Genomic DNA, 25,717 nt, shown 5'->3' with positions numbered 1-25,717 from the left:
CCTTACTCGATGACTTTGGGAACCAGGTACAGACCGCTTTCGGTCGACGGTGCGATGGCCTGGTAGGCCTCGCGCTGGTTGCTTTCGGTGACCTGGTCGGGACGCAGTCGCTGGCTGGCCTCCAGGGGGTGGGCGAGGGGCTCGATGCCAGTGGTGTCGACCGCTTGCATCTGGTCGACCAGCCCGAGAATGCTGTTCAGTGCATCGGTAATGCGTGGCAGTTCGCCATCATTCAGCCCCAGACGGGCCAGATGGGCGATCTTTTCCACGTCGCAGCGTTCAAGCGCCATGGGGATCTCCAGGGGAAACAAAGAACGGAATTAGGGTCCGTGATGAGGAACATGTCGGCATTCTGGCGGTCATACGGCCGCGATCATCTGCTGGCGTGCTCGGAAAAACGACCAATTTAACATATTGGCTCCTTGCCCAAAATCCCTGCCATTGTTAGAGTTTGCCGCACTTTTTTACCCACGCTTTCCCCAGGGTCACTTTCCCATGTTCAAGAAACTGCGTGGCATGTTTTCCAGCGATCTTTCCATCGACCTGGGTACTGCCAACACCCTTATTTACGTGCGTGAGCGCGGTATCGTCCTGAATGAGCCCTCGGTTGTTGCCATCCGTACCCATGGCAATCAGAAAAGCGTCGTCGCCGTCGGTACCGAAGCCAAACGCATGCTGGGCCGTACGCCCGGCAACATTGCTGCCATTCGTCCGATGAAGGACGGCGTCATTGCCGACTTCAGCGTTTGTGAAAAAATGTTGCAGTATTTCATCAACAAGGTTCACGAGAACAGCTTCCTGCAGCCCAGCCCTCGCGTGCTGATCTGCGTGCCGTGCAAGTCGACCCAGGTAGAGCGCCGCGCGATTCGCGAGTCGGCCCTGGGTGCCGGTGCCCGTGAAGTGTTCCTGATCGAAGAGCCAATGGCCGCCGCCATCGGTGCCGGCCTGCCGGTCGAAGAAGCCCGTGGTTCGATGGTCGTCGATATCGGTGGTGGTACCACTGAAATCGCCCTGATCTCGTTGAACGGCGTGGTTTACGCCGAATCCGTCCGCGTCGGCGGCGACCGCTTCGACGAAGCCATCGTGACCTACGTGCGCCGCAACTACGGCAGCCTGATCGGCGAGTCCACCGCCGAGCGCATCAAGCAGGAAATCGGCACCGCCTACCCAGGTGGCGAAGTGCGCGAAGTCGATGTCCGCGGCCGTAACCTGGCCGAAGGCGTACCGCGTGCCTTCACCCTGAATTCCAACGAAGTGCTGGAAGCGCTGCAAGAATCCCTGGCGACCATCGTCCAAGCGGTTAAAAGCGCCCTGGAGCAATCGCCGCCGGAGCTGGCCTCCGACATCGCCGAGCGTGGCCTGGTGCTGACCGGTGGTGGCGCACTGCTGCGCGACCTCGACAAACTGCTGGCCCAGGAAACTGGCCTGCCGGTGATCGTCGCCGAGGACCCGCTGACCTGTGTCGCCCGTGGCGGCGGTCGCGCCCTGGAGATGATGGACAAGCACGCGATGGACCTGCTCTCCAGCGAGTGATGCTGCTCGCTGTTCCTGAGCGCCCGGTTTACAGGTAGCACGCACAGTGCTACCTGTATGCGCTGGGCTGGCGTCCGTCCGGGCGTCGTTTCCGTCAACCCGCAACCAGGCTGGTGCGTTGTCCCATGTCCAATGACCTCCTGAGTCGTCCACGAGGAACGGCCCATTAAACCGCTTTTCTCCAAGGGCCCTTCGCTGGGCGTTCGTCTGCTCGTATTGGTGGTGCTGTCGGTCGCGCTGATGGTGGTCGATGCGCGCTTTGCCGTGCTCAAACCCGTGCGCAGCCAGATGGGCCTGGTATTGATGGAGTCGTACTGGATCACCGATTTGCCGCAGCGTTTGTGGCAAGGCGTGGCAGGCCAGTTCGGCAGCCGTACCGAACTCATCGCGGAAAACGAAAAGCTCAAGACCGAGGCCCTGCTCTTGCAGGGGCGCCTGCAGAAGCTGGCGGCCCTGACCGAGCAGAACGTGCGCTTGCGTGAACTGCTCAACTCATCCGCCCTGGTCAACGAAAAGGTTGAAGTGGCCGAGTTGATCGGCGTCGACCCCAACCCGTTCACCCACCGCATCCTGATCAACAAGGGCGAGCGCGATGGCGTGTTCCTCGGCCAGCCGGTGCTCGATGCCCGCGGCCTGATGGGCCAAGTGGTCGAGTTGATGCCCTACACCTCGCGGGTACTGTTGCTGACCGATACCACCCACAGCATTCCGGTGCAGGTCAACCGCAACGGCCTGCGCGCCATCGCCAGTGGCACCGGCAACCCGGAGCGCCTGGAGCTACGCCATGTGGCCGATACCGCGGACATCAAGGAAGGCGACCTGCTGGTCAGTTCCGGCATGGGCCAGCGCTTCCCCGCGGGTTACCCAGTGGCCACGGTCAACGAAGTGATTCACGATTCCGGCCAGCCGTTCGCCATCGTTCGCGCCATCCCTACCGCCGCGCTCAACCGCAGCCGCTACATGCTGCTGGTGTTCAGCGACCGACGCAGCCCGGAGCAACGCGCCACTGACGCTGCGATCGCGCAGGAAGAGGCCGATCGCAAAGGCACGTCGGTCGGCGTCCAGCCTGGCGCCAATGGCGAGCAGGGCGCACCTGCCAGCCCGGCTGCTGCACCTGCAGCACCTGCAGCCGCTACCCCGCAGCCCACCGCGGCCCCTGCAGCGCCGGCCACGCCTGCGGCAGCGCCCGCCCAACCTCGGAGGCAATGATGGCTGCATCACGCCGTAATAATGGCTGGGTCATCTGGCTGACGTTCGCCATCGGCCTGCTGCTCAGCGTTTCGCCGATGCCGCAGTTCATGGAAGTGTTCCGGCCTATGTGGCTGGCGCTGTTGGTGTCGTTCTGGACGCTCGCAGTACCGAGCAAGGTCGGCATGACCACGGCCTTTGTGCTAGGCCTGGCCGAGGATGTGCTGTATGGCACGTTGCTGGGGCAGAACGCGCTGATCCTGACCTTGATCACCTTCCTGGTGCTGTCATTGCAACAGCGCCTGCGCATGTTCCCAATGTGGCAGCAGAGCCTGGTGATTCTGGTGATTTTCGGTATTGCCCAGTTGATCCAGCTGTGGCTCAGTGCCTTGACCGGTAACCGCCTGCCGACCTTGGCGCTGGTGTGGTCAGCAGTCATCAGTGCCTTGCTCTGGCCATGGATCAGCTTTGCCCTGCGCGACCTGCGCCGACGCTTGCGTATAAATTGACGGCGTTGCCGCGACTGACAGGGAGATGTCTACATGAACCCGCTTTACCTGGCCTCTGGCTCGCCACGTCGTCGTGAATTGCTGACCCAGATCGGCGTACCGTTCACCACGGTCAGCGCCCCCATCGATGAAACCCCGCTCGCCGACGAAGGCGCCGCAGCCTATGTCGAGCGCCTTGCCCGGGCCAAGGCAGAGGCTGGCCTGGCCTGCCTCCAGGGCCCGGCTGTCGTCCTGGGCGCAGATACGGCGGTGGTCCTCGAAGGCCGTATTCTCGGCAAGCCCGAAAACCGCGAACATGCCCTGGCCATGCTGGCCGACCTGTCTGGCCGCGAGCATCAGGTGCTGACGGCTGTCGCCCTGAGCGATGGCCAGCGCAGGCAAAGCCTGTGCGTCAGCAGCAACGTCCGTTTTCGTACCATCAGCGCCGATGAAGCCGCCCGTTATTGGGCCAGCGGCGAGCCTGCCGACAAAGCCGGTGGCTATGCCATCCAGGGGCTGGCGGCGGTCTTCGTCACCGCCCTGACGGGCAGCTACTCCGCCGTGGTCGGCTTGCCGTTGAGCGAGACCGCCGATTTGCTGGCCCAGTTCGGCATTGCCTGCTGGCAATTGCCCGCGCTTTCTTCAGAGGTAACAAACCCGCGGTAGCCAGTACCGCGTACGCGATCCATCATTATCCAAGACCTTTGACGAGAGCCTGCCATGAGTGAAGAGATCCTGATCAACATCACCCCGATGGAGTCACGTGTGGCGGTGGTGGAAAACGGGGTGCTGCAGGAAGTGCACGTCGAGCGCACCCTGCGCCGCGGCATCGTCGGCAATATCTACAAGGGCAAGGTGGTGCGCGTGCTGCCCGGCATGCAGGCGGCCTTCGTCGACATCGGCCTGGAGCGGGCGGCGTTCATCCACGCCTCGGAGATCTCCCAGCGCGAAGGCTCGGCGGTAGAGAACATTACCGCGCTGGTGCATGAAGGCCAGGCCCTGGTGGTACAGGTGACCAAAGACCCGATCGGCACCAAGGGCGCACGCCTGACTACGCAGTTGTCGATCCCTTCGCGTTACCTGGTGTACATGCCGCGCAGCAGCCATGTCGGTATTTCCCTGAAGATCGAAGACGAAGCTGAGCGTGATCGCCTCAAGCAGGTGGTCAGCAGCTGCATGGACAGCGAGAACATCAAGGATGCCGGGGGTTTCATCTTGCGCACTGCCGCCGAAGGCGCGCGCGCTGAAGAAATCCTGCAGGACATCCGCTACCTGCGCCGCCTGTGGGAGCAGATCGGCAGCCAGATCCAGAGCTGCGGTGCACCCACGGTAATCTACGAAGACCTCGGCCTGGCACTGCGTACCCTGCGCGACCTCGTCAACCCGAAGATCGAGAAAATCCGCATCGATTCGCGCGAAACGTTCCAGAAAACCACGCAGTTCGTCGGTGAACTGATGCCGGAAATCGCCGATCGCCTCGAGCATTATCCTGGCGAACGGCCGATCTTTGACCTGTACGGCGTCGAAGACGAGATCCAGCGCGCCCTGGAGCGCAAGGTGCCGCTCAAATCCGGTGGCTACCTGGTGGTCGACCCGGCTGAAGCGATGACCACCATCGACGTCAACACCGGCGCCTTTGTCGGCCATCGCAACCTCGAAGAGACCATCTTCAAGACCAACCTAGAAGCTGCCACCGCCATTGCCCGGCAGCTGCGCCTGCGCAACATCGGCGGCATCATCATCATCGACTTCATCGACATGGAAGATGAAGAGCATCAGCGCCAGGTGCTGCGCACCCTGGAAAAACAGCTCGAGCGTGATCACGCGAAGACCAACATCATTGGCATTACCGAATTGGGCCTGGTGCAGATGACCCGCAAGCGCACCCGCGAGAGCCTCGAGCAGGTGCTGTGCGAGCCGTGCCTGGCGTGCCAGGGGCGCGGCAAGCTGAAAACCCCCGAGACCATCTGCTACGAAATCTTCCGTGAAATCCTCCGCGAAGCCCGTGCCTATCAGGCCGAGGGCTACCGCGTGCTGGCCAATCAGAAGGTGGTCGACCGGCTGCTGGACGAGGAGTCCGGCAACGTTGCGGAGCTTGAAACCTTCATCGGCCGAACTATCCGCTTCCAGGTCGAGTCGATGTACTCGCAGGAACAATACGATGTGGTGCTGCTCTGAGGTTTCGCGAAACGCGCCACAGGATGGCCGGGCTGGCAAAACCGGCACTTAGGGCCATCATGGATAAACGACCTGGAGGGCCATGGCCATGGGACGTCTGAACCGCGTTCTTGTCGCCTCGACCCGCTGGGGGCTGGGCATTTGCGCGCTGCTGGCGGTGTTGGTGGCGCTGTACGTTAGCGTTGGCCGGCAACTGGTGCCGCTGGTGGCCGAATACCGGGCCGATGTCGAGCACAAGGCCGAGCAAGCGTTGGGCTTGCCGGTGCACGTTGGTGCCCTGGAAGGCCGCTGGAGCGGGCTTGCGCCTGTACTGCGCGTTCGCGACCTGCAATTGGGCGAAGGTGCTGGCGCGTTGCGCCTGGACGAGGTCAAGCTGGTGCCAGACCTCTGGGCCAGCCTGACCTCCCGTGAGGTACGCCTGGCACGTATCCAGCTGGGTGGCTTGCAATTGATCCTGCGCGAAGACGCCCAAGGCACCTGGAACCTCGAAGGGCTGCCGAAGAAGGATGATGCCCCGCTCGACCCCGCCGAGTTGCTGCAGCGCCTGCGCCAACTGGGGCGCATCGATGTGTTCGACAGCCAGGTAACCTTGCAACCCTGGCAGCGCGACCCCCTGACCTTGACCTACGTAAGCGTGGGCTTGCAGGCCGGTGCCTCGCGCCAGGCCCTCGACTTGCGCGCCACACTGCCTGACGGCCAGCCCCTGGCGCTGAACCTGCGCAGCCGCGCGTCGCCCGAGGCCTGGCGCGATGGCCAGGTTGCCGCCTACCTGAGCCTGCCGCAAAGCGACTGGGCACGCTGGTTGCCGCCGAGCCTGCTGGGCAAGTGGCACGCCAGCGCATTGCGCGCGGGTGGTGAGTTCTGGGTCGACTGGGGCAAAGGCCAGTTGCAGCAAGCCGTGGTCCGGCTCAATGCGCCCCAGCTAAAAGGCGCTTATGCCGAGCGCAAAGCAGCGACCTTGGAGAACCTGGCGTTGTCTGCGTGGTTCCAGCGCAACGAGCAAGGTTTTGATGTGATGGTCGATTCCTTGGCCATGAATATCGGCAAGAACCGTTGGGAATCTCACCTTCAATTACGTCAGCGCCCAGGGCAGGCCCCCGCTGATGAGCGCTGGCAAGTGCAGGCCGACCGCCTCGACCTCACCCCCTTGACCCCGTTGATCGATGCCTTGGCACCGCTGCCGGACAACCTCATGGCCGTGGTCGATGGCCTGAACGTCACCGGCGCGCTGCGCAACGTGCGCCTGGAGGCGCGGCCCAAAGCCGAAGGCGACCAGCGCCTGCAGTTTGCCGCCAACCTGGAGAAGGTCGGTTTCAACGCATACCACGGTGCCCCCGCGGCCGGCAATGTCAGCGGCAGCGTCAGTGGTGACCTGGGGCACGGCGAGCTGCGCCTGGATACCGACGCTTTCATGCTGCACCTGTACCCGATCTTCGCCAAACCCTGGCATTACCAGCAGGCCAATGCGCGCCTGACCTGGGCCCTCGACAAAGAAGGCTTCACCCTCGTCGCGCCATACCTGAAGGTACTGGGCGAGGAGGGCAAGATCGCCGGTGACTTCCTCATTCGCCTGCTGTTCGAAGAGGGCCGCGAGGACTACATGGACTTGCGCGTCGGCTTGACCGAGGGCGATGGCCGCTACACGGCCAAGTACCTGCCCGAAGTGCTGAGCCCGGCCCTCGACGAATGGCTGCGCAGTGCGATCGTCAAAGGCACCGTGGACGAGGGTTACTTCCAGTACCAAGGCTCGCTGAACCATGGCGCCGCGCCAGAGGCGCGCAGTATCAGCCTGTTCTTCAAGGTGCGCGACGCGGTGTTGGACTTCCAGCCCGGCTGGCCACAGGTGCAGCAGGTGGACGGTGATGTGCTGATCGAGGACAGCGGTGTGCGCATCAAGGCACACCATGGCCTGTTGCTCGACACCAAGGTCAGTGACGTCAGTGTCGATATCCCCCACGTCGAGGGTGACCAGCACAGCCACCTGTATCTCGATGGCGATTTCGACGGCGGCCTGGACGACGGCCTGAAAATTCTCAAAGAGGCGCCGATCGGCACGGGCGAGATCTTCGCCGGCTGGGAAGGCGAGGGCCCGCTCAAGGGCAAGGTCAAGCTCGATATCCCCCTGGCCCATGGGGAACGGCCCAAGGTTAAGGTGGACTTCGCCACCGCTGATGCCCGCCTCAAGGTGGCCCCGCCCAGCCTGGAGTTGAACCGCCTGAAGGGCGATTTCAGCTTCAATTTAGACAAAGGGCTCAGTGGCAAGAACATCAGCTTGCAGGCGTTCGGCAAGCCGGTCACCGCGCAAATCGTGGCCGAGGGTGCGCCAGGGCAGATGCAGACCCGCATCAACGCCAATGGCCAGGTCGCGCTGAAGGCGCTGACCGAGTGGCTGCAATTCAACCAGGCCTTGCCGGCCTCGGGCGACTTGCCGTATCAGTTGCAGCTCAACCTGGGCAGCCGGGACAACAGCCTTAGCGTCAATTCCTCACTCAAGGGCCTTGCCATCGACTTGCCTGCACCCTTCGGCAAGGCCGCTGCGGATACCCGCGACAGCCGTTTCAGCATGAACCTGCAAGGCTCGGAGCGGCGCATTGATGCCGGTTATGCCGACCTCGCACGCTTCGCCTATGCGGCGCCTTCTGACAAGCTGGCCCAGGGCCGCGGCGAATTGCTGCTGGGCACGGGGCAGGCGCAAGTACCGGCCGGCCAAGGCTTGCGCGTACGTGGGCGCCTGGAAACACTCGACCTGGCCCCCTGGCAGGCCAAGGTGGCCAGCCTGGGCGGTGATGACCCAGGTGGCAGTGCGCGGCAGATCCTGCAAAGCGTCGACCTGAGCATTGGCCAACTGAAGGCCTTCGGCATGGAACTCAACCAGGCGGTGGTACGCCTGGCCCGGGGTGGCCCTGCGTGGGACCTGCGGCTGGACAGCAAGGAAGTCATCGGCAACGCACGCGTGCCGGATGCCAAGGGCGCGCCCATGTCGATTCGCTTGCAGACCTTGCGCCTGCCGGCGGCCGACCCGGCCCAGGCCCAGGCTGAGGAAGGGCCTGACCCGTTGGCCTCGTTCGACCCGCGCAAGGTACCTGCGCTGGACCTGAGCATCGACAAGCTCTACCGCGGCGACGACCTGTTCGGCAGCGCCTCGATCAAGCTGCGCCCAACCACGCGCGGCGTGTCGGCAGACGATATCGACCTGGACTTCAAAGGCCTGCACATCGACGGCGGCGGTGGTTGGGAAGGCCAGCCGGGCAGCACCAGCAGCTGGTACAAAGGGCGCCTGGATGGCAAGAACCTGGCCGATGTGCTCAAGGCGTGGGGGTTCGCGCCTACCGTCACCAGCCGCGATTTCCGCCTGGATGTCGATGGCCGTTGGCCCGGTTCGCCTGCTTGGGTGGGCCTGAACCGCTTCTCCGGGAGCATGGACGCGGCGTTGCGTACTGGCCAGTTTGTCGAAGTCGAAGGCAGTGCCCAAGCCTTGCGCGTGTTCGGCCTGCTCAATTTCAACTCCATCGGCCGTCGCCTACGCCTGGACTTCTCCGACCTGTTCGAAAAAGGCCTGGCCTATGACCGGGTCAAAGGCCTGCTGGTGGCCAGTAATGGCGTGTACGTGACCCGTGAACCGATTACGGTGACCGGCCCTTCGAGCAATTTCGAGCTCGAGGGCACCCTGGACATGGTCCGTGACCGGGTGGATGCCAACCTGCAAGTGACCCTGCCGGTCACCAACAACCTGCCGTTGGCCGCTTTGATCGTCGGTGCTCCGGCAGTCGGGGGCGCGCTGTTCCTTGTGGATCGGTTGATCGGCGACCGGGTCTCACGCTTTGCCAGCGTGCATTACCGCGTCGAGGGGCCGTGGAAAGAGCCTAGAATCACATTTGTGAAACCTTTCGAGAAATAGCGCCAGGAGTATTCATGAAGGCAGCGGTGATCCAGATGGTCAGCCAGGACGACGTGCTGGCCAACCTGCAGCGGGCCGGTGCCCTGCTTGAGCAGGCCGCGTTCGGTGGCGCACGTCTGGCCGTGCTGCCGGAGAACTTCGCTGCAATGGGGCGCAAGGATGCTGCGGCGATCGGGCGTGCCGAGGCCTTGGGAGAAGGGCCGATCCTGCCCTGGTTGAAACGCACGGCGCGCGACCTCAAGTTATGGATTGTCGCCGGCACATTGCCGTTGCCACCGGTCGGCCAACCTGATGCCAAGGCCCATGCCTGCTCGTTGCTGATCGATGAAGACGGTGAAGTGGCAGCGCGTTATGACAAGTTGCACCTGTTCGATGTGGACGTCGCCGACAACCGCGGCCGTTATCGCGAGTCTGACGACTATGCCCATGGCGCACAGGTGGTGGTGGCCGATACCCCGGTGGGGCGCCTGGGCTTGAGCGTATGCTATGACCTGCGCTTCCCCGAGTTGTACAGCGCACTGCGCGCAGCCGGGGCAGAACTGATCACCGCACCTGCCGCCTTCACGGCGGTGACGGGGGCGGCGCACTGGGATGTGCTGATTCGCGCGCGTGCCATCGAGACCCAGTGCTACCTGTTGGCCGCAGCGCAGGGCGGCACCCATCCAGGGCCACGGGAAACCCATGGCCATGCAGCGATCATCGACCCTTGGGGGCGGATCGTTGCGCAGCAGGCGCAGGGCGAAGCGGTATTGCTCGCCGAGCGCGACATTGACGAACAAGCGTCCATTCGGGCGCGCATGCCGGTGGTATCGCACCGGCGCTTTTTCTCGCAGGACGCCTTGCGGCCTGCGCACACCTCGGAGTGACTATGAGCCAGATGTTATCCACCGTCAGCGAGCAGCTCCTGGCCCCAGGCGGATTGACCCTGGACAGCCTGCAGGCTGTGCTGGGTGAGTTGGCCGGCCCGGGCATCGATGCCGCCGACTTGTATTTCCAGGGCCAGATCTCGGAAACCTGGGCGCTCGAGGACGGCATCGTCAAAGAGGGCAGCTTCAACCTGGATCAGGGCGTGGGCGTACGTGCCCAATCCGGTGAAAAGACCGGCTTCGCCTACAGCAATGCTATCAACCTGGAAGCCTTGACCTCGGCGGCCCGCGCCGCGCGTTCGATTTCCCGCGCTGGGCAGAATGGCACGGTGCAGGCGTTCCGTAGCCAGGATGTGACCGCCCTGTATGCCCCGGACAACCCGCTTGATGTGCTTACGCGCGCCGAAAAGGTCGACCTGCTCAAGCGTGTCGACGCGGCAACCCGTGCGCTGGACCCGCGTATCCAGCAGGTCAGCGTGAGCATGGCCGGGGTCTGGGAGCGCATTCTCATCGCCGCGGCTGATGGCAGCCTGGCCGCCGACGTGCGCCCGCTGGTGCGTTTCAACGTCAGTGTCATCGTCGAACAGAATGGCCGCCGCGAGCGCGGTGGCCAGGGCGGTGGCGGGCGTACCGACTACCGGTTCTTCACCGAAGAGAAGGTCATGGGCTATGCCCGTGAGGCCTTGCGCCAGGCGCTGGTGAACCTGGAAGCGATTCCTGCACCGGCGGGCACTTTGCCGGTGGTGCTGGGCTCGGGTTGGTCGGGCGTGTTGTTGCATGAGGCGGTGGGCCATGGCCTGGAAGGCGACTTCAACCGCAAGGGCAGCTCGGCGTTCAGCGGCCGTATCGGTGAGCAGGTGGCGTCGAAGCTGTGCACCATCGTCGACGACGGCACCCTTGAAGGCCGCCGTGGCTCACTGAGCGTGGATGACGAAGGTACCCCGACCGAGTGCACCACGCTGATCGAAAACGGTGTGCTCAAAGGCTACATGCAGGACAAGCTGAACGCCCGCCTGATGGGCATGGCGGTGACCGGCAACGGCCGTCGCGAGTCCTACGCGCACCTGCCGATGCCACGTATGACCAACACCTACATGCGTGCCGGCGAGAGCGACCCGCAAGAAATCATCGCCTCGGTGAAAAAAGGCATCTACTGCGCCAACCTTGGTGGTGGCCAGGTGGATATCACCAGCGGCAAGTTCGTGTTCTCAACCAGTGAGGCGTACTTGATCGAGGACGGCAAGATTACTGCGCCGGTCAAAGGGGCAACGCTGATTGGTAACGGACCGGAGGCGATGAGCCGCGTGTCGATGGTCGGCAATGACCTGGCCCTGGACAGTGGTGTCGGGACCTGCGGCAAGGATGGGCAATCGGTGCCGGTAGGGGTAGGGCAGCCGACGCTGAAGCTGGATGCGATCACAGTTGGCGGTACTGGCGCGTGATGGCGTTGGGGACCGCTTTGCGGTCCTTTCGCAGCGCAAGGCTGCTCCTACAGGTATCGCATGCCCCTGTAGGAGCAGCCTTGCGCTGCGAATGGGCCGCAACGCGGCCCCACGGCATCAACGCAAACCGCGCTGCAGCTCGTCGAGGTCGCGGATGTACTTGAACACCTTGCGCGCAGCAGCAGGCGGCTTGTTCCGCGCTTTTTCGTGCTGGGCATGGCGGATCAGCGAGCGCAGTTGCTGGCGATCGGTGTCGGGGTATTCGTTGACGAAGCGCTCGAGGTCTTCGTCATTACCGTCGATGAGCCGGTCGCGCCAGCGCTCCAGGCCGTGGAAGCGCTCGTTGTACTGGCGGGTCGAGCTGTCCATCTGTTCGAGCAAGGCATGGATGGCATCCAGGTCCTGGACGCGCATCAGCTTGCCGACGAACGACATGTGCCGTTTGCGGGCTCCGTGAGCTGTGTGCTTGCTCGCCTCGGCCAACGCTTTGCGTAGCTCGTCGGTCAACGGCAGGCGTGCCAGGGTGTCGGCCTTGAGCGTAGTGAGGCGCTCGCCGAGTTCAACCAGATCATGCAGTTCGCGCTTGATCTGGGTTTTGCTTTTTTCGCCGTCGTAGGCGTCGTTTGAATCAACCATGGTGGCAGTCCGCTAGAAATCGCCGCCATGATAACCAGTCGGGGGCCGCTTGTCCGGCCCGGTCGTAGAATGACCCTCGCCGAACGCAGAATTTGAGTGGAGAGAACCATGAGTGCAGTCCAGAGCGTAGGTCCGAAAGACCTGCCAGCGTTGCAGGAACAGGTCGAAGCGATCATCGCCGAAGCGCGTCGCCAGGGTGCCAGTGCCTGCGAAGTTGCGGTGTCGCTGGAGCAGGGCCTGTCCACCACGGTACGCCAGCGTGAGGTCGAAACGGTCGAGTTCAACCGTGACCAGGGCTTTGGCATCACCCTCTATGTAGGCCAGCGAAAAGGCTCGGCCAGCACCTCCGCGAGTGGCCCAGACGCGATCCGCGAGACCGTTGCCGCAGCCTTGGCCATCGCCAAGCACACCTCTGAAGACGAATGCTCGGGGCTGGCCGATGCCGCGCTGATGGCGCGCGAAATCCCTGACCTGGACCTTTATCACGACTGGGATATCGAACCCGAGAAGGCGATCGAGATGGCCTTGGCCTGCGAGGCTGCGGCGTTCGACGCCGATGCCCGCATTCTCAACGCCGATGGCACCACGCTCAACACCCATCAAGGGTGCCGGGTGTACGGCAACAGCCACGGTTTCATCGGGGGTTATGCGTCGACCCGGCACAGCCTGAGCTGTGTGATGATCGCTGAGGGCGACGGGCAGATGCAGCGCGACTACTGGTATGACGTGAACCGCCAAGGCACCTTGCTGGCTGACCCGCGCAGCATCGGCCAGCGCGCGGCCCAGCGTGCGGCCAGCCGCCTCGGCGCGCGCCCGGTACCAACGTGCGAAGTGCCGGTGCTGTTCTCGGCGGAGCTGGCCGGCGGCCTGTTCGGCAGCTTCCTCTCGGCGATTTCCGGCGGCAACCTGTACCGCAAGTCGTCGTTCCTTGAAGGCACCCTTGGCCAGCGCCTGTTCCCAAGCTGGCTGACCCTCGATGAGCGCCCGCATATTCCTCGGGCCTTGGGCAGTGCCGCGTTCGATGGCGATGGCTTGGCGACCTACGCCAAACCGTTCGTCGACAAAGGTGAGTTGGTGTCGTACCTGCTGGGCACCTATTCCGGGCGCAAGCTCGGGCTGCCGAGCACGGCCAACTCCGGTGGTGTTCACAACTTGTACGTAACCCATGGCGTCGAAGACCAGGCTGCCCTGATCCGCCGCATGGGGCGTGGCTTGCTGGTGACCGAGCTGATGGGGCATGGCCTGAACATGGTGACCGGCGATTATTCGCGTGGGGCTGCGGGTTTCTGGGTCGAGAACGGCGAGATTCAGCATGCGGTGCAGGAAGTGACCATCGCCGGGAACATGAAGGATATGTTCCAGCAAATTGTCGCGATCGGTAACGATCTAGAGACACGCAGCAATATCCATACGGGCTCGGTGCTGATCGAGCGAATGACGGTTGCAGGCAGCTGATAGGTAACCTGCTCTGGCCTCTTCGCGGGTAAACCCGCTCCCACAGGATACCGACTGGCTTCAGGTACTGTGGGAGCGTGTTTACCCGCGAAGCGGCCGGTAGAGCCCATTCTGTTTCAAACTGATTTAGAGAACCCTGCCTTGGTGCCGGGTTTTTTTATGCGTCCTACCTCACGGCTTTAGTCGATCCGCACTTGAAGTGATTATATTTATCACTTAATAATGAATATCATTACCCAGTTGCTTGGCGATGGTGTTCATGAAATCCGTCCTTCACGAATTGCCCTATTTGGAAAACTGGCGCTGGCTCAGCCGGCGCATTCGCTGCGCGCTCGAGCCCGATGAGCCGCGCCTTATCGAGCACTACCTGGCCGAAGGCCGTTACCTGGTGTGCTGCACCGAAACCTCGTCCTGGACGGTGGCGTTGACCTCCTTCCGCCTGCTGCTGGATACCGCCTGCGACCGCATGCTGCCGTGGCATTGGCGCTGCCTGTGCCTGGACCAGGCCTGGCGCCCGTTGCTGGACCTGCGCAACCTCGACCGCCGCGAACAGAACCAGCGCTGGCAGCCCTACGCCCTGCAATTGGCCAACTGCGTGCTGCTGCCTTCGATTTCTCCCGATGAACTGATGCAAGGATTAGACGATGAGTAATACCCGTATCGAGCGTGACAGCATGGGTGAGCTTCAGGTGCCTGCCGAGGCCCTGTATGGCGCCCAGACACAGCGCGCGGTCGACAACTTCCCGATCAGCGGCCAGCGCATGCCGGCCCAGTTCATTCGCGCATTGCTGCTGGCCAAGGCCGCAGCGGCCAAGGCCAACATCGAGCTGGAGCAAGTGACCGCCGACCAGGGCCAGGCCATCGTTAAGGCGGTTGAGCAACTGCTTGCGGAAGATTTCATCCAGCATTTCCCGGTGGACGTGTTCCAGACCGGTTCCGGCACCAGTTCGAACATGAACGCCAACGAAGTGATCGCCACCCTGGCCAGCCGTGTGCTGGGTGATGCGGTCAATGCCAACGACCATGTGAACTGCGGCCAGAGCAGCAACGACATCATCCCGACCACCATCCATGTCAGCGCTGCCTTGGCGCTGCACGAGCAGCTACTGCCGGCGTTGCGGCACCTGGTGCAGGTGATCGAGGCCAAGTCGGTACAGGTGCACGCCTTTGTAAAAACCGGCCGCACTCACCTGATGGACGCCATGCCCGTGCGCATGAGCCAGGTGCTCGACGGCTGGGCGGCGCAAATCAACGGCGCGCTGGCGCACATTGAGGCGACCCTGCCGAGCTTGCAGGCCCTGGCCCAGGGCGGCACCGCCGTCGGGACCGGGATCAACGCCCATCCACAGTTCGCGGCCGGCTTCGCGCGTCAGTTGAGTGCCCTGACCCAGGTCGAGTTCACCCCCGGGCAAAACCTGTTTGCGCTGATCGGCTCGCAAGACACGGCGGTGGCCCTTTCCGGCCAGCTCAAGACCACCGCCGTGGCACTGATGAAAATCGCCAACGACCTGCGCTGGATGAACTCCGGCCCCTTGGCCGGCCTTGGCGAGATCGAGCTGCAAGGCTTGCAGCCGGGCTCGTCGATCATGCCGGGCAAGGTCAATCCGGTGATCCCGGAAGCCACCGCCATGGTCGCCGCGCAGGTGATCGGCAATGACGCGACCATCGCCATCGCGGGGCAGTCGGGCAACTTCGAGCTGAACGTCATGTTGCCGGTGATCGCCCGCAACCTGCTGGAAAGCATCGAGCTGATGGCCAACGTCAGCCGCCTGCTGGCCGACAAGGCCATCGCCACCTTCAAGGTCAATGAAAGCAAGCTCAAGGAGGCGCTGGCGCGCAACCCGATCCTGGTCACTGCGCTGAACCCGATCATCGGCTACCTCAAGGCCGCCGAAATCGCCAAGACCGCCTACAAGCAGGGCCGCCCGATCATCGACGTGGCGCTGGAACACACCGACTTGTCGCGTGACCAGCTCGAGGCTCTGCTGGACCCGGAAAAACTCACGGCCGGCGGTATCTGACTCAGCGTCACCGCCGAGCGTACGAGCCATCGCGCTCAGGAGAAACGTCATGCAGCACTGGAAACGCACCACTGAAACCGCCAACCGCCTGTTCGAGCAAGGTGAATGGGTCGATGCCCGGGAACACTACCTGCAAGCCTTGGCCTTGGCCCAGGTGCTGTTCGAGCGCTGGCATGACGTCGACGAAGCGGTGGCGGTGTTCGTCATCGCTCATCACAACCTGGCTGACCTGCACCTGCGCCTGAACCAGCCGCACGAGAGCGCCGACTACCTGTGCTCTGCACACCAGCGCCTGCTCCAGGCCAGCCAGGAAGCGCGCTTGCCCCAGGCGCTGCGGGATGCAGCGCTGCGCCACAGTTCACGCACCTACACCGAATTGCTGAGTTTCATTGCCGAGTACGGACAGTACCCGCGCACCGAGCGCCTGCTCAACCGTCACGCCCCCGCCGCCAGCGAGATGGCAGCGCAAACAGGCGTGACACCCAGAACCCACGCTTACGGAATCCATTGATATGCCACATACCTTGCCTGCGTTGCCTTATGCCTACGATGCGTTGGAGCCGCACATCGATGCCCAGACCATGGAAATTCACCACAGCAAGCACCACCAGACCTACATCAACAACCTCAACGCTGCCATCGAAGGCACCGAGTGGGCCGAATGGCCGGTGGAGCAGCTGGTAAGCGCGGTCAAGCAGCTGCCAGAAAAGCTGCAGGGCGCCGTGATCAACCAAGGCGGCGGCCACGCCAACCACACGCTGTTCTGGACGGTGATGGCGCCACACGGCGGCGGCCAGCCACACGGTCAGGTGGCCAAGGCCATCGAGGCCGAGCTGGGTGGGTTCGACGCGTTCAAGGACGCCTTCACCAAAGCAGCGCTGACCCGCTTTGGCAGTGGCTGGGCCTGGCTCAGCGTCACCCCGGGCAACACGCTGGTGGTCGAAAGCAGCGGTAACCAGGACAGCCCGCTGATGCACGGCAACACGCCGATTCTCGGGTTGGACGTGTGGGAGCACGCCTACTACCTGAAATACCAGAACCGTCGCCCTGAATACATCGGTGCCTTCTACAACGTCGTCGACTGGGCGGAAGTGGAACGTCGTTATCTCGAAGCCTTGAAGTGAGTCGATCCGGTATGCGTTCACAGGTGTTGTCCGTCAGCAGCGTGCGTCTGTTTCGTCTGGCGATAGGAACCTTGCTGTTGCTGGCGGGCACAGCATTGCTGCTGGCGCAGGGCATTGCCTGGCTGGGCCTGGAGCCGCGCATGCTGCGTGCCCTCGAAGGGGGCGCATTGTGTGCGTTGGGGACAGCGCTGGGCGCGGTACCGGTGTTGGTGATTCGTAACATGCCGGTGGCGCTGGCCGACACACTGCTGGGCTTCGGCGCGGGTGTGATGCTGGCGGCCACCGCATTTTCCCTGATCATCCCGGGGCTGGAGGCGGCGCAAGGCATCGGCTTCAGCCCTTGGGGCGCGGGCGGCTTGATCAGCTTTGGCCTGATGTTTGGCGCCTTGTGCCTGTTCCTGGTCGACCTCAAGGTCTCCGGTGCCTCGCCAGAAGCCTTGGTCGGCACGGACAACCAGCCGGTGATCGCCGCGCGAATCTGGTTGTTCGTGATCGCCATCATCGCCCACAACATTCCTGAAGGCATGGCCATTGGCGTGTCTGCGGGCGGCGGCATGGCCGATGCCGACAGCCTGGCAATGGGCATCGCTTTGCAGGATGTGCCGGAAGGGCTGGTGATTGCGTTGGTGCTGGCGGGGGCGGGCATGCCGCGTTTCAAGGCATTCTTGATTGGTGCCGCTTCAGGCCTGGTCGAACCGGTGGCAGCGGTTATCTGTGCCTGGCTGGTAAATGTGGCAGAGCTGCTGTTGCCGTTGGGCCTGGCGTGTGCCGCGGGGGCGATGCTGCTGGTAGTGACCCAGGAGATCATCCCCGAGTCCCGTAGCAATGGGCATCACCGCCTGGCCAGTTTGGGTTTGTGTATCGGTTTTTGCCTGATGATGGTGATGGACACGGCGATGTCCTGAATGTGGTGAAGGCAGCTGCCCTTCGCCAACGTTGTCAGGCGAAGATAACTTCTACCCGGCCCTCGCGTCGTGAGCGAGGCGCCGCCTTGACCACAATCTGAATGTCGCGGCCAAGGCGTGCCAGGCAATCAATCATTTTTGTCTCGCTGATACCGCGAAACTTCCCTCGCATCATTTCGGAGACCTTGGGTTGCGGAAGCCCCAGTACTGCCGCTGCCTGCACTTGAGTCAGGTGGCGTGCCTTGATGATGCTGCAGATCTTGCTGGCCAGGTGTGCCTTTATCAGCATTTCGCCAGCGTCTGCGCTGTTGAGGTCGGCATAGACGTTTCCGCTGCTTTCTTCGATCTCAATCATGTGTTGTTCCTTTTGCGTGAGCCACTGCCTGCTTCAGCCTTGACTTGATCAAGTCCAATTCGTGCTTGGGTGTCTTGATGCCTGAATTGGATTTTTTCTGGAAACAATGCAGGACGTACACCGCAGCCCCCAGGCTTACGGTATAGATGGCGCGATAGGTGTCACTGTCGTGGTTTTCCACCACCTCCAGAACGCCAGCACCGGTGAAGCCCTTCAGGCATTTCGTCTGAGGGTGTTTGCCCCCTTCTTGTGCCAAATGCAGGGCAAAGCCGAAAATATCCTGCACATCGCTTGGCGCTTCCTGCAGATCCTTCTTGCTACTTCCTACCCAGTACAGCGGTTTGACACGTTTGAATGCATCCATGACATCGTCCTAATCTATACCTATATAGGTATAAACACAAACGCGCTCTTGGTCATGCTGAAAATTGGCAGGGGATGTTGCCGGGCTTTACTCGCCTTCGTCGAAGTAGTTGTTGATCAACTCGACCAGCGCGTCCAGCGCGTCGTTGTCCTGTTCGCCTTCGGTCAGCAAGTGCACTTGGGTGCCTTTGCCTGCCGCGAGCATCATCACCGCCATGATGCTCTTGCCGTCTACCAGCTTGTCTGGCGCGCGGCCTACCTTGACCTGGCAGGGAAAGCGCCCGGCCACGCCGACGAACTTGGCCGCCGCCCGGGCATGCAGGCCCAGCTTGTTGATGATGGTGATTTCGCGGGCGGGCATCGTGGGGTGGATCCTGTGGGCTAGAGGTCGCGGTGGCGGACCTGGACGTTTTTCAGGGATTGCTGCAGCAACGTGCCGAGGCGTTCGGTCAGGTACACCGACCGATGATGGCCACCGGTGCAGCCAATGGCGATGGTGACATAGGCGCGGTTGCTGGCGGCGAAGCGGGGCAGCCATTTAAGCAGGTAGCTGGAAATGTCGTTGAACATCTCTTCGACGTCCGGCTGGGCGGCGAGGTAGTCGATTACCGGTTGTTCGAGACCAGAATGCTCACGCAGTTCGGGCTTCCAGTAGGGGTTGGGCAAGCAGCGCACGTCGAACACCAGGTCGGCATCGACCGGCATACCCCGTTTGAAGCCAAAGGATTCGACCAGGAACGCGGTGCCAGGCTCTGGCTGGTTGAGCAGGCGCAGCTTGATCGAGTCGCGCAACTGGTAAAGGTTGAGGCTGGTGGTGTCGATCTTGAGGTCGGCAAGGTCGGCGATCGGCCCCAGCATGTCGCTTTCCACGCGTATCGCTTCTGCCAGGGAACGGTCGGCATTGGTCAGCGGGTGGCGCCGACGGGTCTCCGAAAAGCGCTTGAGCAGGGTGTCTTCGTCGGCATCCAGGTACAGCACATCACACTTGATATGCCGGGCACGGGCCTCTTCGAGCAGCTCGGGGAAACGCGTCAGGTGGCTGGGCAGGTTGCGCGCGTCAATCGACACGGCGACCTTGGGCTGCAGCAACTCGGTATTGATCAAGGCATCTTCCGCAAGCTGCGGCAGCAGCCCGGCGGGAAGGTTGTCGATGCAATAGAAACCGTTGTCTTCCAGGACATCGAGGGCGGTGCTCTTGCCGGAGCCGGACCGGCCGCTGACGATGATCAGGTGCATGTTCAGTGCTCGTTCTGTACGTCCAGGACAACCTGGTACAGGGCCTCGTTACTGCTGGCGGCACGCAGACGATCACGGACCTCTTTGCGATCGAGCATGCTGGCGATCTGGCGCAGCAGTTCCAGGTGCGCATCGGTGGCAGCTTCGGGCACCAGCAGGACGAACAGCAGGTCCACGGGTGCGCCATCGATGGCGTCGTAGTCGATCGGCGCCTCCAGGTGCAGCAGTGCGCTGACCGGGGCGGTGCATCCTTCGAGTCGGCAGTGGGGGATGGCGATGCCGTTGCCGAACCCGGTCGAACCGAGTTTTTCACGGGCGACCAGTTTTTCGAAGACGTCTTGCATCTCCAGCTCTGGCACTTGTTCGGCGATGACGGTGGCGACCTTTTCGAGGGCGCGCTTCTTACTGCCGCCCGGCACGTTCACGAGGGAACGGCCGGGGGTCAGGATGGTTTCAAGTCGGATCATGGATGAGGGGGATCAGCGGGCAGCTGCACCTTGCAGCAGGCTTTGCTGTTTTTCCTTGTGTTTTTTCAGTTGGCGGTCGAGCTTGTCGGCCAAGGCGTCGATCGCTGCATACATGTCTTCGTGTTCCGCGTTGGCTACCACTTCACCGCCCGGAATCTGCAGGGTCGCTTCGACCTTCTGCTGCAGCTTCTCGACCTTCATGATGACCTGCACGTTAGTGATCTTGTCGAAGTGACTTTCCACGCGGGCGAGCTTTTCAAGCACATAATCGCGCAGCGGCTGGGTGACTTCTACATGCTGTCCACTGATATTGACTTGCATACAGCTTCTCCTTTATTGCCCGTGCATAAAGAGGCAAGTCTTGCACCTGCCCCAAAAACGCTGTGGCACATACCAGGTGCTACATCAGTCGCTTGCGCTCGCTCGACGGTGCGATGCCGAGAGACTCGCGGTACTTGGCGACGGTGCGACGGGCTACCTGGATGCCTTGTGCCTCCAGTAAACCAGCGATCTTGCTGTCACTCAATGGCTTTTTCTGATTTTCCGCCGCAACCAGTTTCTTGATGATCGCGCGGATCGCTGTGGACGAGCATTCTCCGCCTTCAGCGGTGCTGACGTGGCTTGAGAAAAAGTATTTCAGTTCGTAGATGCCGCGGGGCGTGTGCATGTATTTTTGCGTGGTGACCCGCGAAATGGTCGACTCGTGCATGCCGACGGCTTCGGCGATGTCATGCAGGACCAACGGCTTCATCGCTTCGTCGCCATGGTCGAGGAAGCCGCGCTGATGCTCGACGATCTGCGTGGCCACTTTCATCAGGGTTTCGTTGCGGCTTTGCAGGCTCTTGATGAACCAGCGCGCTTCTTGCAGCTGATTGCGCATGAAGGTGTTGTCGGCGCTGGTGTCGGCGCGGCGGACAAAGCCTGCGTACTGCGGGTTGACGCGCAGGCGCGGGATGGCTTCCTGGTTCAGCTCCACCAGCCAGCGGTCGCTGTCCTTGCGCACGATGACGTCGGGCACGACGTACTCGGGCTCGCTCGATTCGATCTGCGAGCCAGGGCGCGGGTTGAGGCTTTGCACCAGCTCGATGACCTGGCGCAGCTCGTCTTCCTTGATCTTCATGCGCCGCATCAGCTGGCTGTAGTCGCGGCTGCCGAGCAGGTCGATGAAGTCGGTGACCAGGCGTTTGGCCTCGGCCATCCACGGCGTGCTGGCCGGTAGCTGGCGCAGTTGCAGCAGCAGGCATTCGCCCAGGTTGCGTGCGGCGATGCCGGCAGGCTCGAACTGCTGAATACGGTGCAGGACCGCTTCGACCTCATCCAGTTCGATATCCAGTTCGGGGTCGAAACCGGCGCAGATCTCTTCGAGGGTGTCTTCGAGGTAGCCCTGGCCATTGATGCTGTCGATCAGGGTGACGGCGATCAGGCGATCGGTGTCGGACATCGGCGCCAGGTTCAACTGCCACAGCAGGTGGCTTTGCAGGCTTTCGCCGGCCGATGTGCGGGTGGTGAAGTCCCACTCGTCGTCATCGTTGCTCGGCAGGCTGCTGGCGCTGGTCTGGTAGATGTCTTCCCAGGCGGTATCGACGGGCAGCTCGTTGGGGATTCGCTCGCTCCACTCGCCGTCTTCCAGGTTTTCGGCACTGTTGGTGCTTTCCTGGAAGCTGTTGTCCTGGACTTCGGCGGCCGGTTTGTTCTCGGCGTTATCGGCCATCGGGTCGCTGTTGTCGAAGTCCTCGCCGTCTTCCTGACGTTCGAGCATCGGGTTCGATTCCAGCGCTTCCTGGATTTCCTGTTGGAGGTCCAGGGTAGAGAGCTGGAGGAGGCGGATGGCCTGTTGCAACTGAGGAGTCATCGTCAGTTGCTGGCCCATTTTTAGGACGAGCGATGGTTTCATGGCAGGGGCTTAATACCTTGTTCGCCGGCGCGCATGCGCCATCCACTACACGAGGGCGCCGGAGCGCCAAATTCAAGCAAGTTTTATGCCTTAAATTGTAGCGTTTGCCTAGAGCACCGTAACAACTTAAACCCCGACAGGGTCGATTTGCCAGTGCTCCAGGTGCGTCCCGGGGTCAGAGCCGGAACTCGTGACCCAGGTAAACCTCTTTGACCAGTTCATTGGCCAGGATGGTCTCGGCGTCGCCTTCGGCGATCAGTCGGCCATCATTGACGATATAGGCGGTTTCGCAGATATCCAAGGTCTCACGCACGTTGTGGTCGGTAATCAGTACGCCGATCCCCTTGGCCTTGAGGTGGTGGATGATCTGCTTGATGTCACCGACGGAAATCGGGTCGACGCCCGCGAAGGGTTCGTCGAGCAGGATGAACTTCGGTGCGGTCGCCAGGGCGCGTGCGATCTCGACACGGCGGCGTTCGCCACCCGAGAGGCTCATGCCGAGGTTGTCGCGGATGTGGCTGATGTGGAACTCCTGCAGCAGGCTTTCCAGCTCCTTGCGGCGGCCGTCGCGGTCGAGCTCCTTGCGGGTCTCGAGGATCGCCATGATGTTGTCGGCCACCGACAGCTTGCGGAAGATCGAAGCTTCCTGAGGCAGGTAGCCGATACCGGCACGCGCGCGACCGTGCATGGGCTGGTGGCTGACATCGAGGTTGTCGATCAGCACGCGCCCTTGCTCAGCCTGGACCAGGCCGACGATCATGTAGAAGCAGGTGGTCTTGCCGGCGCCGTTGGGGCCGAGCAGGCCGACGATCTGGCCGCTGTCGATCGACAGGCTGACGTCGCGCACGACTTGCCGACCCTTGTAGCTCTTGGCCAGGTGCTGGGCTTTGAGGGTTGCCATTTACTCGGCCTTCTTCTTCGGCTGGATCACCATGTCGATGCGCTGACGTGGTTGAGTCACGTTGCCACCACGACCGGCGGTCGCAACCTGGGTCTTGGTGTTGTAGACGATCTTCTCGCCTTCAGTGGTGTTGCCTTCATTCTCGACCTTGGCGCGGTCGGTAAGGATCACCGTGTCTTTCTGCGCCTGGTATTGAATGGTCACGGCCCAGCCTTTCATCTTGTCCGGCTTGGCGGTGCTCTGCTGCTGTTCGAAGTAGGCCAGGTTGCCCACCGAGGTGACCACGTCGATGTCGCCATTGGCGGCGCGGGTCATGGTCACGGTGTTGCCTTTGATCATCATCGAGCCTTGGGTGATGATGACGTCACCGGTGTAGGTGGCCACGCCTTGCTTGTCGTCCAGGTGCGCGTTGTCGGCCTGGATGCGGATAGGCTGGTCACGGTCGGTCGGCAGTGCGAAGGCGCTCGCGCTTCCCAGTGCTGCGCTCAGGCTGAGCAAAAGGGGGAGGGTTTTAACGAGCCTCATACTGTCCTCTTACGTTAGAGAGCAGGTCCATCCTGCCTTCTTTCAAATACGCTTTCATTCCTTTGCCCGTGGTCGTGCCACCGGCGCCGTCGATTCTAACGGCTTGCTCGGTCTGCGCATATTGCTTCTGCGGGAATACGGTCATGCGTGAGCTGGTGATAATCGTTTCACGCTTCTTTTCGTCAGTGCGGGCAATGCGCACCTGGTCGATCAGCTCGACCTCGGTGCCGTCCGGGTTGACCTCGGCACGGACACTTTGCACGTGCCACGGGTACTCGGTGCCGCGGTACATGTGCAGGTCTGGCGTGGTCACCAGTGTGACCTCGGTGGCCGTCAGGTGTTCGACCTTGTCGGCGGTCATTTCGTACTGCAACTTGCCGTCGGGCAGGAACTGCAGGCTGTGGGCATTGATCGCGTAGTAGTCGATGGCGCTCTCGTCGACCTGGGCCGTGGGCTGGTCGAGGAAGCTCTCGGGGCTGACATTCCAGTAGCCGATCGCCGCCAGCAGGGCGCCGATGGCCACGAGCAGCACAATATTGCGGGCTTTCTTGCTGAACATGAGCAGCCTTAAAGGTAATGTGCGTTGGCAGCGTCCAGGGTGCCCTGGGCCTGCATGATCAGTTCACAAAATTCACGCGCCGCGCCTTCACCGCCGCGGGCCTGGGTCACCCCGTGCGCATGTTGGCGAACGAAGGGGGCGGCGTTGGCCACCGCCATGCCCAGGCCGACCCGGCGGATCACCGGCAGGTCGGGCAGGTCGTCGCCCAGGTAGGCGACTTGTTCATAGCTTAGGCCGAGTTCGGCGAGCAAGCCGTCGAGTACCACCAATTTGTCCTCGCGGCCCTGGTACAGGTGCGGTATGCCGAGGTTTTTCGCACGGTGCTCGACCACCGGGGTTTTGCGCCCGCTGATGATTGCCGTGGTCACGCCCGATGCCATGAGCATCTTGATGCCCTGGCCGTCGAGGGTGTTGAAGGTCTTGAACTCGCTGCCGTCTTCGAGGAAGTACAGGCGGCCGTCGGTGAGCACGCCGTCAACGTCGAACACGGCAAGCTTGATGGCCTGGCCACGTTGAATCAAATCCTGGGTCATTTACATTACTCCGGCGCGCAACAGGTCGTGCATGTTCAGGGCGCCGGTCGGGCGGTCGTCCTGGTCGACCACCACCAGCGCGTTGATCTTGTGGTCTTCCATGATTTTCAGGGCCTCGGCGGCCAGCATTTCGGCGCGGGCGGTCTTGCCATGCACGGTCATCACCTGGTCGATCAAGGTGGTGTGCATGTCGATATTGCGGTCCAGGCTGCGGCGCAGGTCGCCGTCGGTGAAGATCCCGGCCAGTTTGCCGTCCGGTTCGAGGATCACGGTCATGCCCAGGCCTTTGCGCGACATCTCCAGCAGCGCGTCCTTGAGCAGGGTGCCGCGTGCCACCTGGGGCAGTTCGGCGCCTGCGTGCATCACGTTCTCGACCTTGAGCAGCAGGCGGCGGCCAAGGGCGCCACCGGGGTGCGAAAAGGCGAAGTCTTCGGCAGTGAAGCCACGGGCTTCGAGCAGGGCGATGGCCAGGGCGTCGCCCAACACCAGCGCTGCGGTGGTCGAAGAAGTGGGGGCCAGGTTCAGCGGGCAGGCCTCCTGGGTGACGCGGGCGTCGAGGTTGACCTCGGCAGCCTGGGCCAGGGGCGAATCGGCATTGCCGGTCAGGCTGATCAGTTGGATGCCGAGGCGCTTGATCAGCGGCAGCAAGGTGATGATTTCTGCAGTGCTGCCAGAATTGGACAGGGCCAGGATAACATCGTCCCGGGTGATCATGCCCATGTCGCCATGGCTGGCTTCGGCCGGGTGCACGAAGAACGCAGGCGTGCCGGTGCTGGCCAGGGTGGCGGCGATCTTGTTGCCGATATGCCCCGACTTGCCCATGCCGACCACCACGACCCGGCCCTTGCTGGCCAGAATCAGCTCGCAGGCCTTGACGAAGTTGGCGTCGATGCGCGGCGCCAGGCTTTCCACGGCCTCGACTTCGAGGCGCAAGGTGCGCAGGGCGGACTGGATCAGCTCACTGGATTGGCTCATGTCGTCAAACAATGCCTGATGAAAAGGCGGCGATTATAGCCGCAATGGAAGAAAGCCTCATCCTTTCGATTGCCCGGCAAATGCCATGGAAGTCTGTCGTTGTGCTGAACGACACGTTCCATGGCCTTGGGGCCGCCCTGTCAGCGGTGCTATAGTTCGCCGCTATTCGGCCTGT

The 25,717-nt window shown here is 62.4% G+C and carries 28 protein-coding genes; 14 read left to right on the top strand and 14 right to left on the bottom strand.

Going from position 1 to position 25,717, the window contains the following annotated elements:
- Positions 1 to 2: 2 nt before the first annotated feature.
- Positions 3 to 290 (bottom strand): Asp-tRNA(Asn)/Glu-tRNA(Gln) amidotransferase subunit GatC, encoded by a 288-nt coding sequence (gene gatC / locus MFF34_RS03930; RefSeq protein ID WP_027595588.1) that lies wholly within the window; start codon positions 288 to 290, stop codon positions 3 to 5.
- A 205-nt stretch (positions 291 to 495) separates the two neighbouring features.
- Between gatC and mreB the strand changes: the two genes are divergently transcribed.
- The 8 genes from mreB to tldD all read left to right on the top strand — a co-directional run bounded on the left by mreB (position 496) and on the right by tldD (position 11,593).
- A complete protein-coding gene (gene mreB / locus MFF34_RS03925) occupies positions 496 to 1,533 on the top strand; it encodes a rod shape-determining protein MreB (RefSeq protein WP_003255163.1) in 1,038 nt (345 codons plus the stop codon).
- A 195-nt stretch (positions 1,534 to 1,728) separates the two neighbouring features.
- On the top strand, positions 1,729 to 2,742 hold the full coding sequence (gene mreC, locus MFF34_RS03920; RefSeq protein ID WP_238210509.1) for a rod shape-determining protein MreC: 1,014 nt from the start codon (positions 1,729 to 1,731) through the stop codon (positions 2,740 to 2,742).
- Positions 2,742 to 3,230: a rod shape-determining protein MreD gene (gene mreD, locus MFF34_RS03915; RefSeq protein WP_027595590.1), complete on the top strand. Its 489-nt coding sequence runs from the start codon at positions 2,742 to 2,744 to the stop codon at positions 3,228 to 3,230. The genes mreC and mreD overlap by 1 nt, the downstream gene beginning before the upstream one ends.
- A 33-nt stretch (positions 3,231 to 3,263) precedes the next feature.
- Positions 3,264 to 3,875: a nucleoside triphosphate pyrophosphatase gene (locus MFF34_RS03910; protein WP_238210397.1), complete on the top strand. Its 612-nt coding sequence runs from the start codon at positions 3,264 to 3,266 to the stop codon at positions 3,873 to 3,875.
- 54 nt (positions 3,876 to 3,929) lie between these two features.
- Positions 3,930 to 5,387, top strand: a complete 1,458-nt coding sequence (rng, locus tag MFF34_RS03905) for a ribonuclease G (RefSeq protein ID WP_027595592.1) — start codon at positions 3,930 to 3,932, stop codon at positions 5,385 to 5,387.
- An 82-nt stretch (positions 5,388 to 5,469) separates the two neighbouring features.
- Positions 5,470 to 9,285, top strand: a complete 3,816-nt coding sequence (locus MFF34_RS03900; protein WP_238210395.1) for a YhdP family protein — start codon at positions 5,470 to 5,472, stop codon at positions 9,283 to 9,285.
- Positions 9,286 to 9,299: 14 nt separating this feature from the next.
- Positions 9,300 to 10,151 carry a carbon-nitrogen hydrolase family protein gene (locus MFF34_RS03895; RefSeq protein ID WP_238210386.1) on the top strand — a complete coding sequence of 284 codons (852 nt, stop codon included), beginning with the start codon at positions 9,300 to 9,302 and terminating at the stop codon, positions 10,149 to 10,151.
- A 2-nt stretch (positions 10,152 to 10,153) separates the two neighbouring features.
- A complete protein-coding gene (gene tldD, locus MFF34_RS03890; RefSeq protein WP_099452990.1) occupies positions 10,154 to 11,593 on the top strand; it encodes a metalloprotease TldD in 1,440 nt (479 codons plus the stop codon).
- 117 nt (positions 11,594 to 11,710) lie between these two features.
- Here tldD and yjgA read toward each other — a convergent pair whose 3' ends face one another.
- A complete protein-coding gene (gene yjgA / locus MFF34_RS03885) occupies positions 11,711 to 12,229 on the bottom strand; it encodes a ribosome biogenesis factor YjgA (RefSeq protein WP_238210383.1) in 519 nt (172 codons plus the stop codon).
- 108 nt (positions 12,230 to 12,337) lie between these two features.
- Between yjgA and pmbA the strand changes: the two genes are divergently transcribed.
- From pmbA to MFF34_RS03855, 6 genes are all read left to right on the top strand, one after another.
- Positions 12,338 to 13,684, top strand: coding sequence for a metalloprotease PmbA (pmbA, locus tag MFF34_RS03880; RefSeq protein ID WP_027595597.1), 1,347 nt, complete (start codon positions 12,338 to 12,340; stop codon positions 13,682 to 13,684).
- A gap of 250 nt (positions 13,685 to 13,934) precedes the next feature.
- Positions 13,935 to 14,336, top strand: a complete 402-nt coding sequence (locus tag MFF34_RS03875; protein ID WP_027595598.1) for a hypothetical protein — start codon at positions 13,935 to 13,937, stop codon at positions 14,334 to 14,336.
- Positions 14,329 to 15,705 carry a lyase family protein gene (locus tag MFF34_RS03870; protein WP_099428394.1) on the top strand — a complete coding sequence of 459 codons (1,377 nt, stop codon included), beginning with the start codon at positions 14,329 to 14,331 and terminating at the stop codon, positions 15,703 to 15,705. The genes MFF34_RS03875 and MFF34_RS03870 overlap by 8 nt, the downstream gene beginning before the upstream one ends.
- A gap of 49 nt (positions 15,706 to 15,754) precedes the next feature.
- Positions 15,755 to 16,216, top strand: a complete 462-nt coding sequence (locus MFF34_RS03865; RefSeq protein WP_238210374.1) for a DUF2753 domain-containing protein — start codon at positions 15,755 to 15,757, stop codon at positions 16,214 to 16,216.
- A gap of 1 nt (position 16,217) precedes the next feature.
- Entirely contained in the window at positions 16,218 to 16,829 is a 612-nt protein-coding gene (locus tag MFF34_RS03860) for a superoxide dismutase (RefSeq protein WP_027595601.1), read from the top strand.
- Positions 16,830 to 16,840: 11 nt separating this feature from the next.
- Positions 16,841 to 17,734, top strand: a complete 894-nt coding sequence (locus MFF34_RS03855; RefSeq protein WP_027595602.1) for a ZIP family metal transporter — start codon at positions 16,841 to 16,843, stop codon at positions 17,732 to 17,734.
- A 34-nt stretch (positions 17,735 to 17,768) separates the two neighbouring features.
- On the opposite strand, the gene MFF34_RS03850 is transcribed toward MFF34_RS03855, so the two are convergent.
- The 12 genes from MFF34_RS03850 to MFF34_RS03795 form a co-directional block, all read right to left on the bottom strand.
- Positions 17,769 to 18,089: a helix-turn-helix domain-containing protein gene (locus MFF34_RS03850; RefSeq protein ID WP_238210372.1), complete on the bottom strand. Its 321-nt coding sequence runs from the start codon at positions 18,087 to 18,089 to the stop codon at positions 17,769 to 17,771.
- Positions 18,082 to 18,453, bottom strand: coding sequence for a type II toxin-antitoxin system RelE/ParE family toxin (locus MFF34_RS03845; RefSeq protein WP_238210370.1), 372 nt, complete (start codon positions 18,451 to 18,453; stop codon positions 18,082 to 18,084). The genes MFF34_RS03850 and MFF34_RS03845 overlap by 8 nt, the downstream gene beginning before the upstream one ends.
- Positions 18,454 to 18,540: 87 nt before the next feature.
- On the bottom strand, positions 18,541 to 18,813 hold the full coding sequence (locus tag MFF34_RS03840) for an HPr family phosphocarrier protein (protein ID WP_027595603.1): 273 nt from the start codon (positions 18,811 to 18,813) through the stop codon (positions 18,541 to 18,543).
- Between the two features lie 20 nt (positions 18,814 to 18,833).
- Positions 18,834 to 19,688, bottom strand: coding sequence for an RNase adapter RapZ (rapZ, locus tag MFF34_RS03835; protein ID WP_027595604.1), 855 nt, complete (start codon positions 19,686 to 19,688; stop codon positions 18,834 to 18,836).
- A 2-nt stretch (positions 19,689 to 19,690) separates the two neighbouring features.
- Positions 19,691 to 20,155, bottom strand: a complete 465-nt coding sequence (gene ptsN / locus MFF34_RS03830) for a PTS IIA-like nitrogen regulatory protein PtsN (RefSeq protein ID WP_027595605.1) — start codon at positions 20,153 to 20,155, stop codon at positions 19,691 to 19,693.
- Between the two features lie 12 nt (positions 20,156 to 20,167).
- Entirely contained in the window at positions 20,168 to 20,476 is a 309-nt protein-coding gene (gene hpf, locus MFF34_RS03825; protein ID WP_003255135.1) for a ribosome hibernation-promoting factor, HPF/YfiA family, read from the bottom strand.
- 79 nt (positions 20,477 to 20,555) lie between these two features.
- A complete protein-coding gene (locus tag MFF34_RS03820) occupies positions 20,556 to 22,049 on the bottom strand; it encodes an RNA polymerase factor sigma-54 (protein ID WP_027595606.1) in 1,494 nt (497 codons plus the stop codon).
- A 175-nt stretch (positions 22,050 to 22,224) separates the two neighbouring features.
- Positions 22,225 to 22,950: an LPS export ABC transporter ATP-binding protein gene (gene lptB / locus MFF34_RS03815; RefSeq protein WP_027595607.1), complete on the bottom strand. Its 726-nt coding sequence runs from the start codon at positions 22,948 to 22,950 to the stop codon at positions 22,225 to 22,227.
- Positions 22,951 to 23,475, bottom strand: a complete 525-nt coding sequence (gene lptA / locus MFF34_RS03810) for a lipopolysaccharide transport periplasmic protein LptA (RefSeq protein ID WP_027595608.1) — start codon at positions 23,473 to 23,475, stop codon at positions 22,951 to 22,953.
- Entirely contained in the window at positions 23,462 to 24,034 is a 573-nt protein-coding gene (gene lptC, locus MFF34_RS03805) for an LPS export ABC transporter periplasmic protein LptC (RefSeq protein WP_238210367.1), read from the bottom strand. Before lptC ends, lptA begins: the two co-directional genes overlap by 14 nt.
- Positions 24,035 to 24,042: 8 nt before the next feature.
- On the bottom strand, positions 24,043 to 24,567 hold the full coding sequence (locus MFF34_RS03800; protein ID WP_238210365.1) for an HAD family hydrolase: 525 nt from the start codon (positions 24,565 to 24,567) through the stop codon (positions 24,043 to 24,045).
- Positions 24,568 to 25,542, bottom strand: coding sequence for a KpsF/GutQ family sugar-phosphate isomerase (locus MFF34_RS03795; RefSeq protein WP_027595611.1), 975 nt, complete (start codon positions 25,540 to 25,542; stop codon positions 24,568 to 24,570).
- Positions 25,543 to 25,717 lie beyond the last annotated feature (175 nt).

Source organism: Pseudomonas sp. PAGU 2196 (genome assembly GCF_022179005.1).
Taxonomy (GTDB): Bacteria; Pseudomonadota; Gammaproteobacteria; order Pseudomonadales; family Pseudomonadaceae; genus Aquipseudomonas; species Aquipseudomonas kermanshahensis.
The sequence above is the reverse complement of the archived record's forward strand: the minus strand, read 5'-3'. Positions and strand labels throughout refer to the sequence as shown.

Excerpts from the sequence above, each read along its gene's own strand:
- gatC (WP_027595588.1), bottom strand. The coding sequence starts at position 290 with ATGGCGCTTGAACGCTGCGACGTGGAAAAGATCGCCCATCTGGCCCGT.
- mreB (WP_003255163.1), top strand. The coding sequence starts at position 496 with ATGTTCAAGAAACTGCGTGGCATGTTTTCCAGCGATCTTTCCATCGAC.
- mreD (WP_027595590.1), top strand. The coding sequence starts at position 2,742 with ATGGCTGCATCACGCCGTAATAATGGCTGGGTCATCTGGCTGACGTTC.
- MFF34_RS03910 (WP_238210397.1), top strand. The coding sequence starts at position 3,264 with ATGAACCCGCTTTACCTGGCCTCTGGCTCGCCACGTCGTCGTGAATTG.
- rng (WP_027595592.1), top strand. The coding sequence starts at position 3,930 with ATGAGTGAAGAGATCCTGATCAACATCACCCCGATGGAGTCACGTGTG.
- MFF34_RS03900 (WP_238210395.1), top strand. The coding sequence starts at position 5,470 with ATGGCCATGGGACGTCTGAACCGCGTTCTTGTCGCCTCGACCCGCTGG.
- MFF34_RS03895 (WP_238210386.1), top strand. The coding sequence starts at position 9,300 with ATGAAGGCAGCGGTGATCCAGATGGTCAGCCAGGACGACGTGCTGGCC.
- tldD (WP_099452990.1), top strand. The coding sequence starts at position 10,154 with ATGAGCCAGATGTTATCCACCGTCAGCGAGCAGCTCCTGGCCCCAGGC.
- yjgA (WP_238210383.1), bottom strand. The coding sequence starts at position 12,229 with ATGGTTGATTCAAACGACGCCTACGACGGCGAAAAAAGCAAAACCCAG.
- pmbA (WP_027595597.1), top strand. The coding sequence starts at position 12,338 with ATGAGTGCAGTCCAGAGCGTAGGTCCGAAAGACCTGCCAGCGTTGCAG.
- MFF34_RS03875 (WP_027595598.1), top strand. The coding sequence starts at position 13,935 with ATGGTGTTCATGAAATCCGTCCTTCACGAATTGCCCTATTTGGAAAAC.
- MFF34_RS03870 (WP_099428394.1), top strand. The coding sequence starts at position 14,329 with ATGAGTAATACCCGTATCGAGCGTGACAGCATGGGTGAGCTTCAGGTG.
- MFF34_RS03865 (WP_238210374.1), top strand. The coding sequence starts at position 15,755 with ATGCAGCACTGGAAACGCACCACTGAAACCGCCAACCGCCTGTTCGAG.
- MFF34_RS03860 (WP_027595601.1), top strand. The coding sequence starts at position 16,218 with ATGCCACATACCTTGCCTGCGTTGCCTTATGCCTACGATGCGTTGGAG.
- MFF34_RS03855 (WP_027595602.1), top strand. The coding sequence starts at position 16,841 with ATGCGTTCACAGGTGTTGTCCGTCAGCAGCGTGCGTCTGTTTCGTCTG.
- MFF34_RS03850 (WP_238210372.1), bottom strand. The coding sequence starts at position 18,089 with ATGATTGAGATCGAAGAAAGCAGCGGAAACGTCTATGCCGACCTCAAC.
- MFF34_RS03845 (WP_238210370.1), bottom strand. The coding sequence starts at position 18,453 with ATGGATGCATTCAAACGTGTCAAACCGCTGTACTGGGTAGGAAGTAGC.
- MFF34_RS03840 (WP_027595603.1), bottom strand. The coding sequence starts at position 18,813 with ATGCCCGCCCGCGAAATCACCATCATCAACAAGCTGGGCCTGCATGCC.
- rapZ (WP_027595604.1), bottom strand. The coding sequence starts at position 19,688 with ATGCACCTGATCATCGTCAGCGGCCGGTCCGGCTCCGGCAAGAGCACC.
- ptsN (WP_027595605.1), bottom strand. The coding sequence starts at position 20,155 with ATGATCCGACTTGAAACCATCCTGACCCCCGGCCGTTCCCTCGTGAAC.
- hpf (WP_003255135.1), bottom strand. The coding sequence starts at position 20,476 with ATGCAAGTCAATATCAGTGGACAGCATGTAGAAGTCACCCAGCCGCTG.
- MFF34_RS03820 (WP_027595606.1), bottom strand. The coding sequence starts at position 22,049 with ATGAAACCATCGCTCGTCCTAAAAATGGGCCAGCAACTGACGATGACT.
- lptB (WP_027595607.1), bottom strand. The coding sequence starts at position 22,950 with ATGGCAACCCTCAAAGCCCAGCACCTGGCCAAGAGCTACAAGGGTCGG.
- lptA (WP_027595608.1), bottom strand. The coding sequence starts at position 23,475 with ATGAGGCTCGTTAAAACCCTCCCCCTTTTGCTCAGCCTGAGCGCAGCA.
- lptC (WP_238210367.1), bottom strand. The coding sequence starts at position 24,034 with ATGTTCAGCAAGAAAGCCCGCAATATTGTGCTGCTCGTGGCCATCGGC.
- MFF34_RS03800 (WP_238210365.1), bottom strand. The coding sequence starts at position 24,567 with ATGACCCAGGATTTGATTCAACGTGGCCAGGCCATCAAGCTTGCCGTG.
- MFF34_RS03795 (WP_027595611.1), bottom strand. The coding sequence starts at position 25,542 with ATGAGCCAATCCAGTGAGCTGATCCAGTCCGCCCTGCGCACCTTGCGC.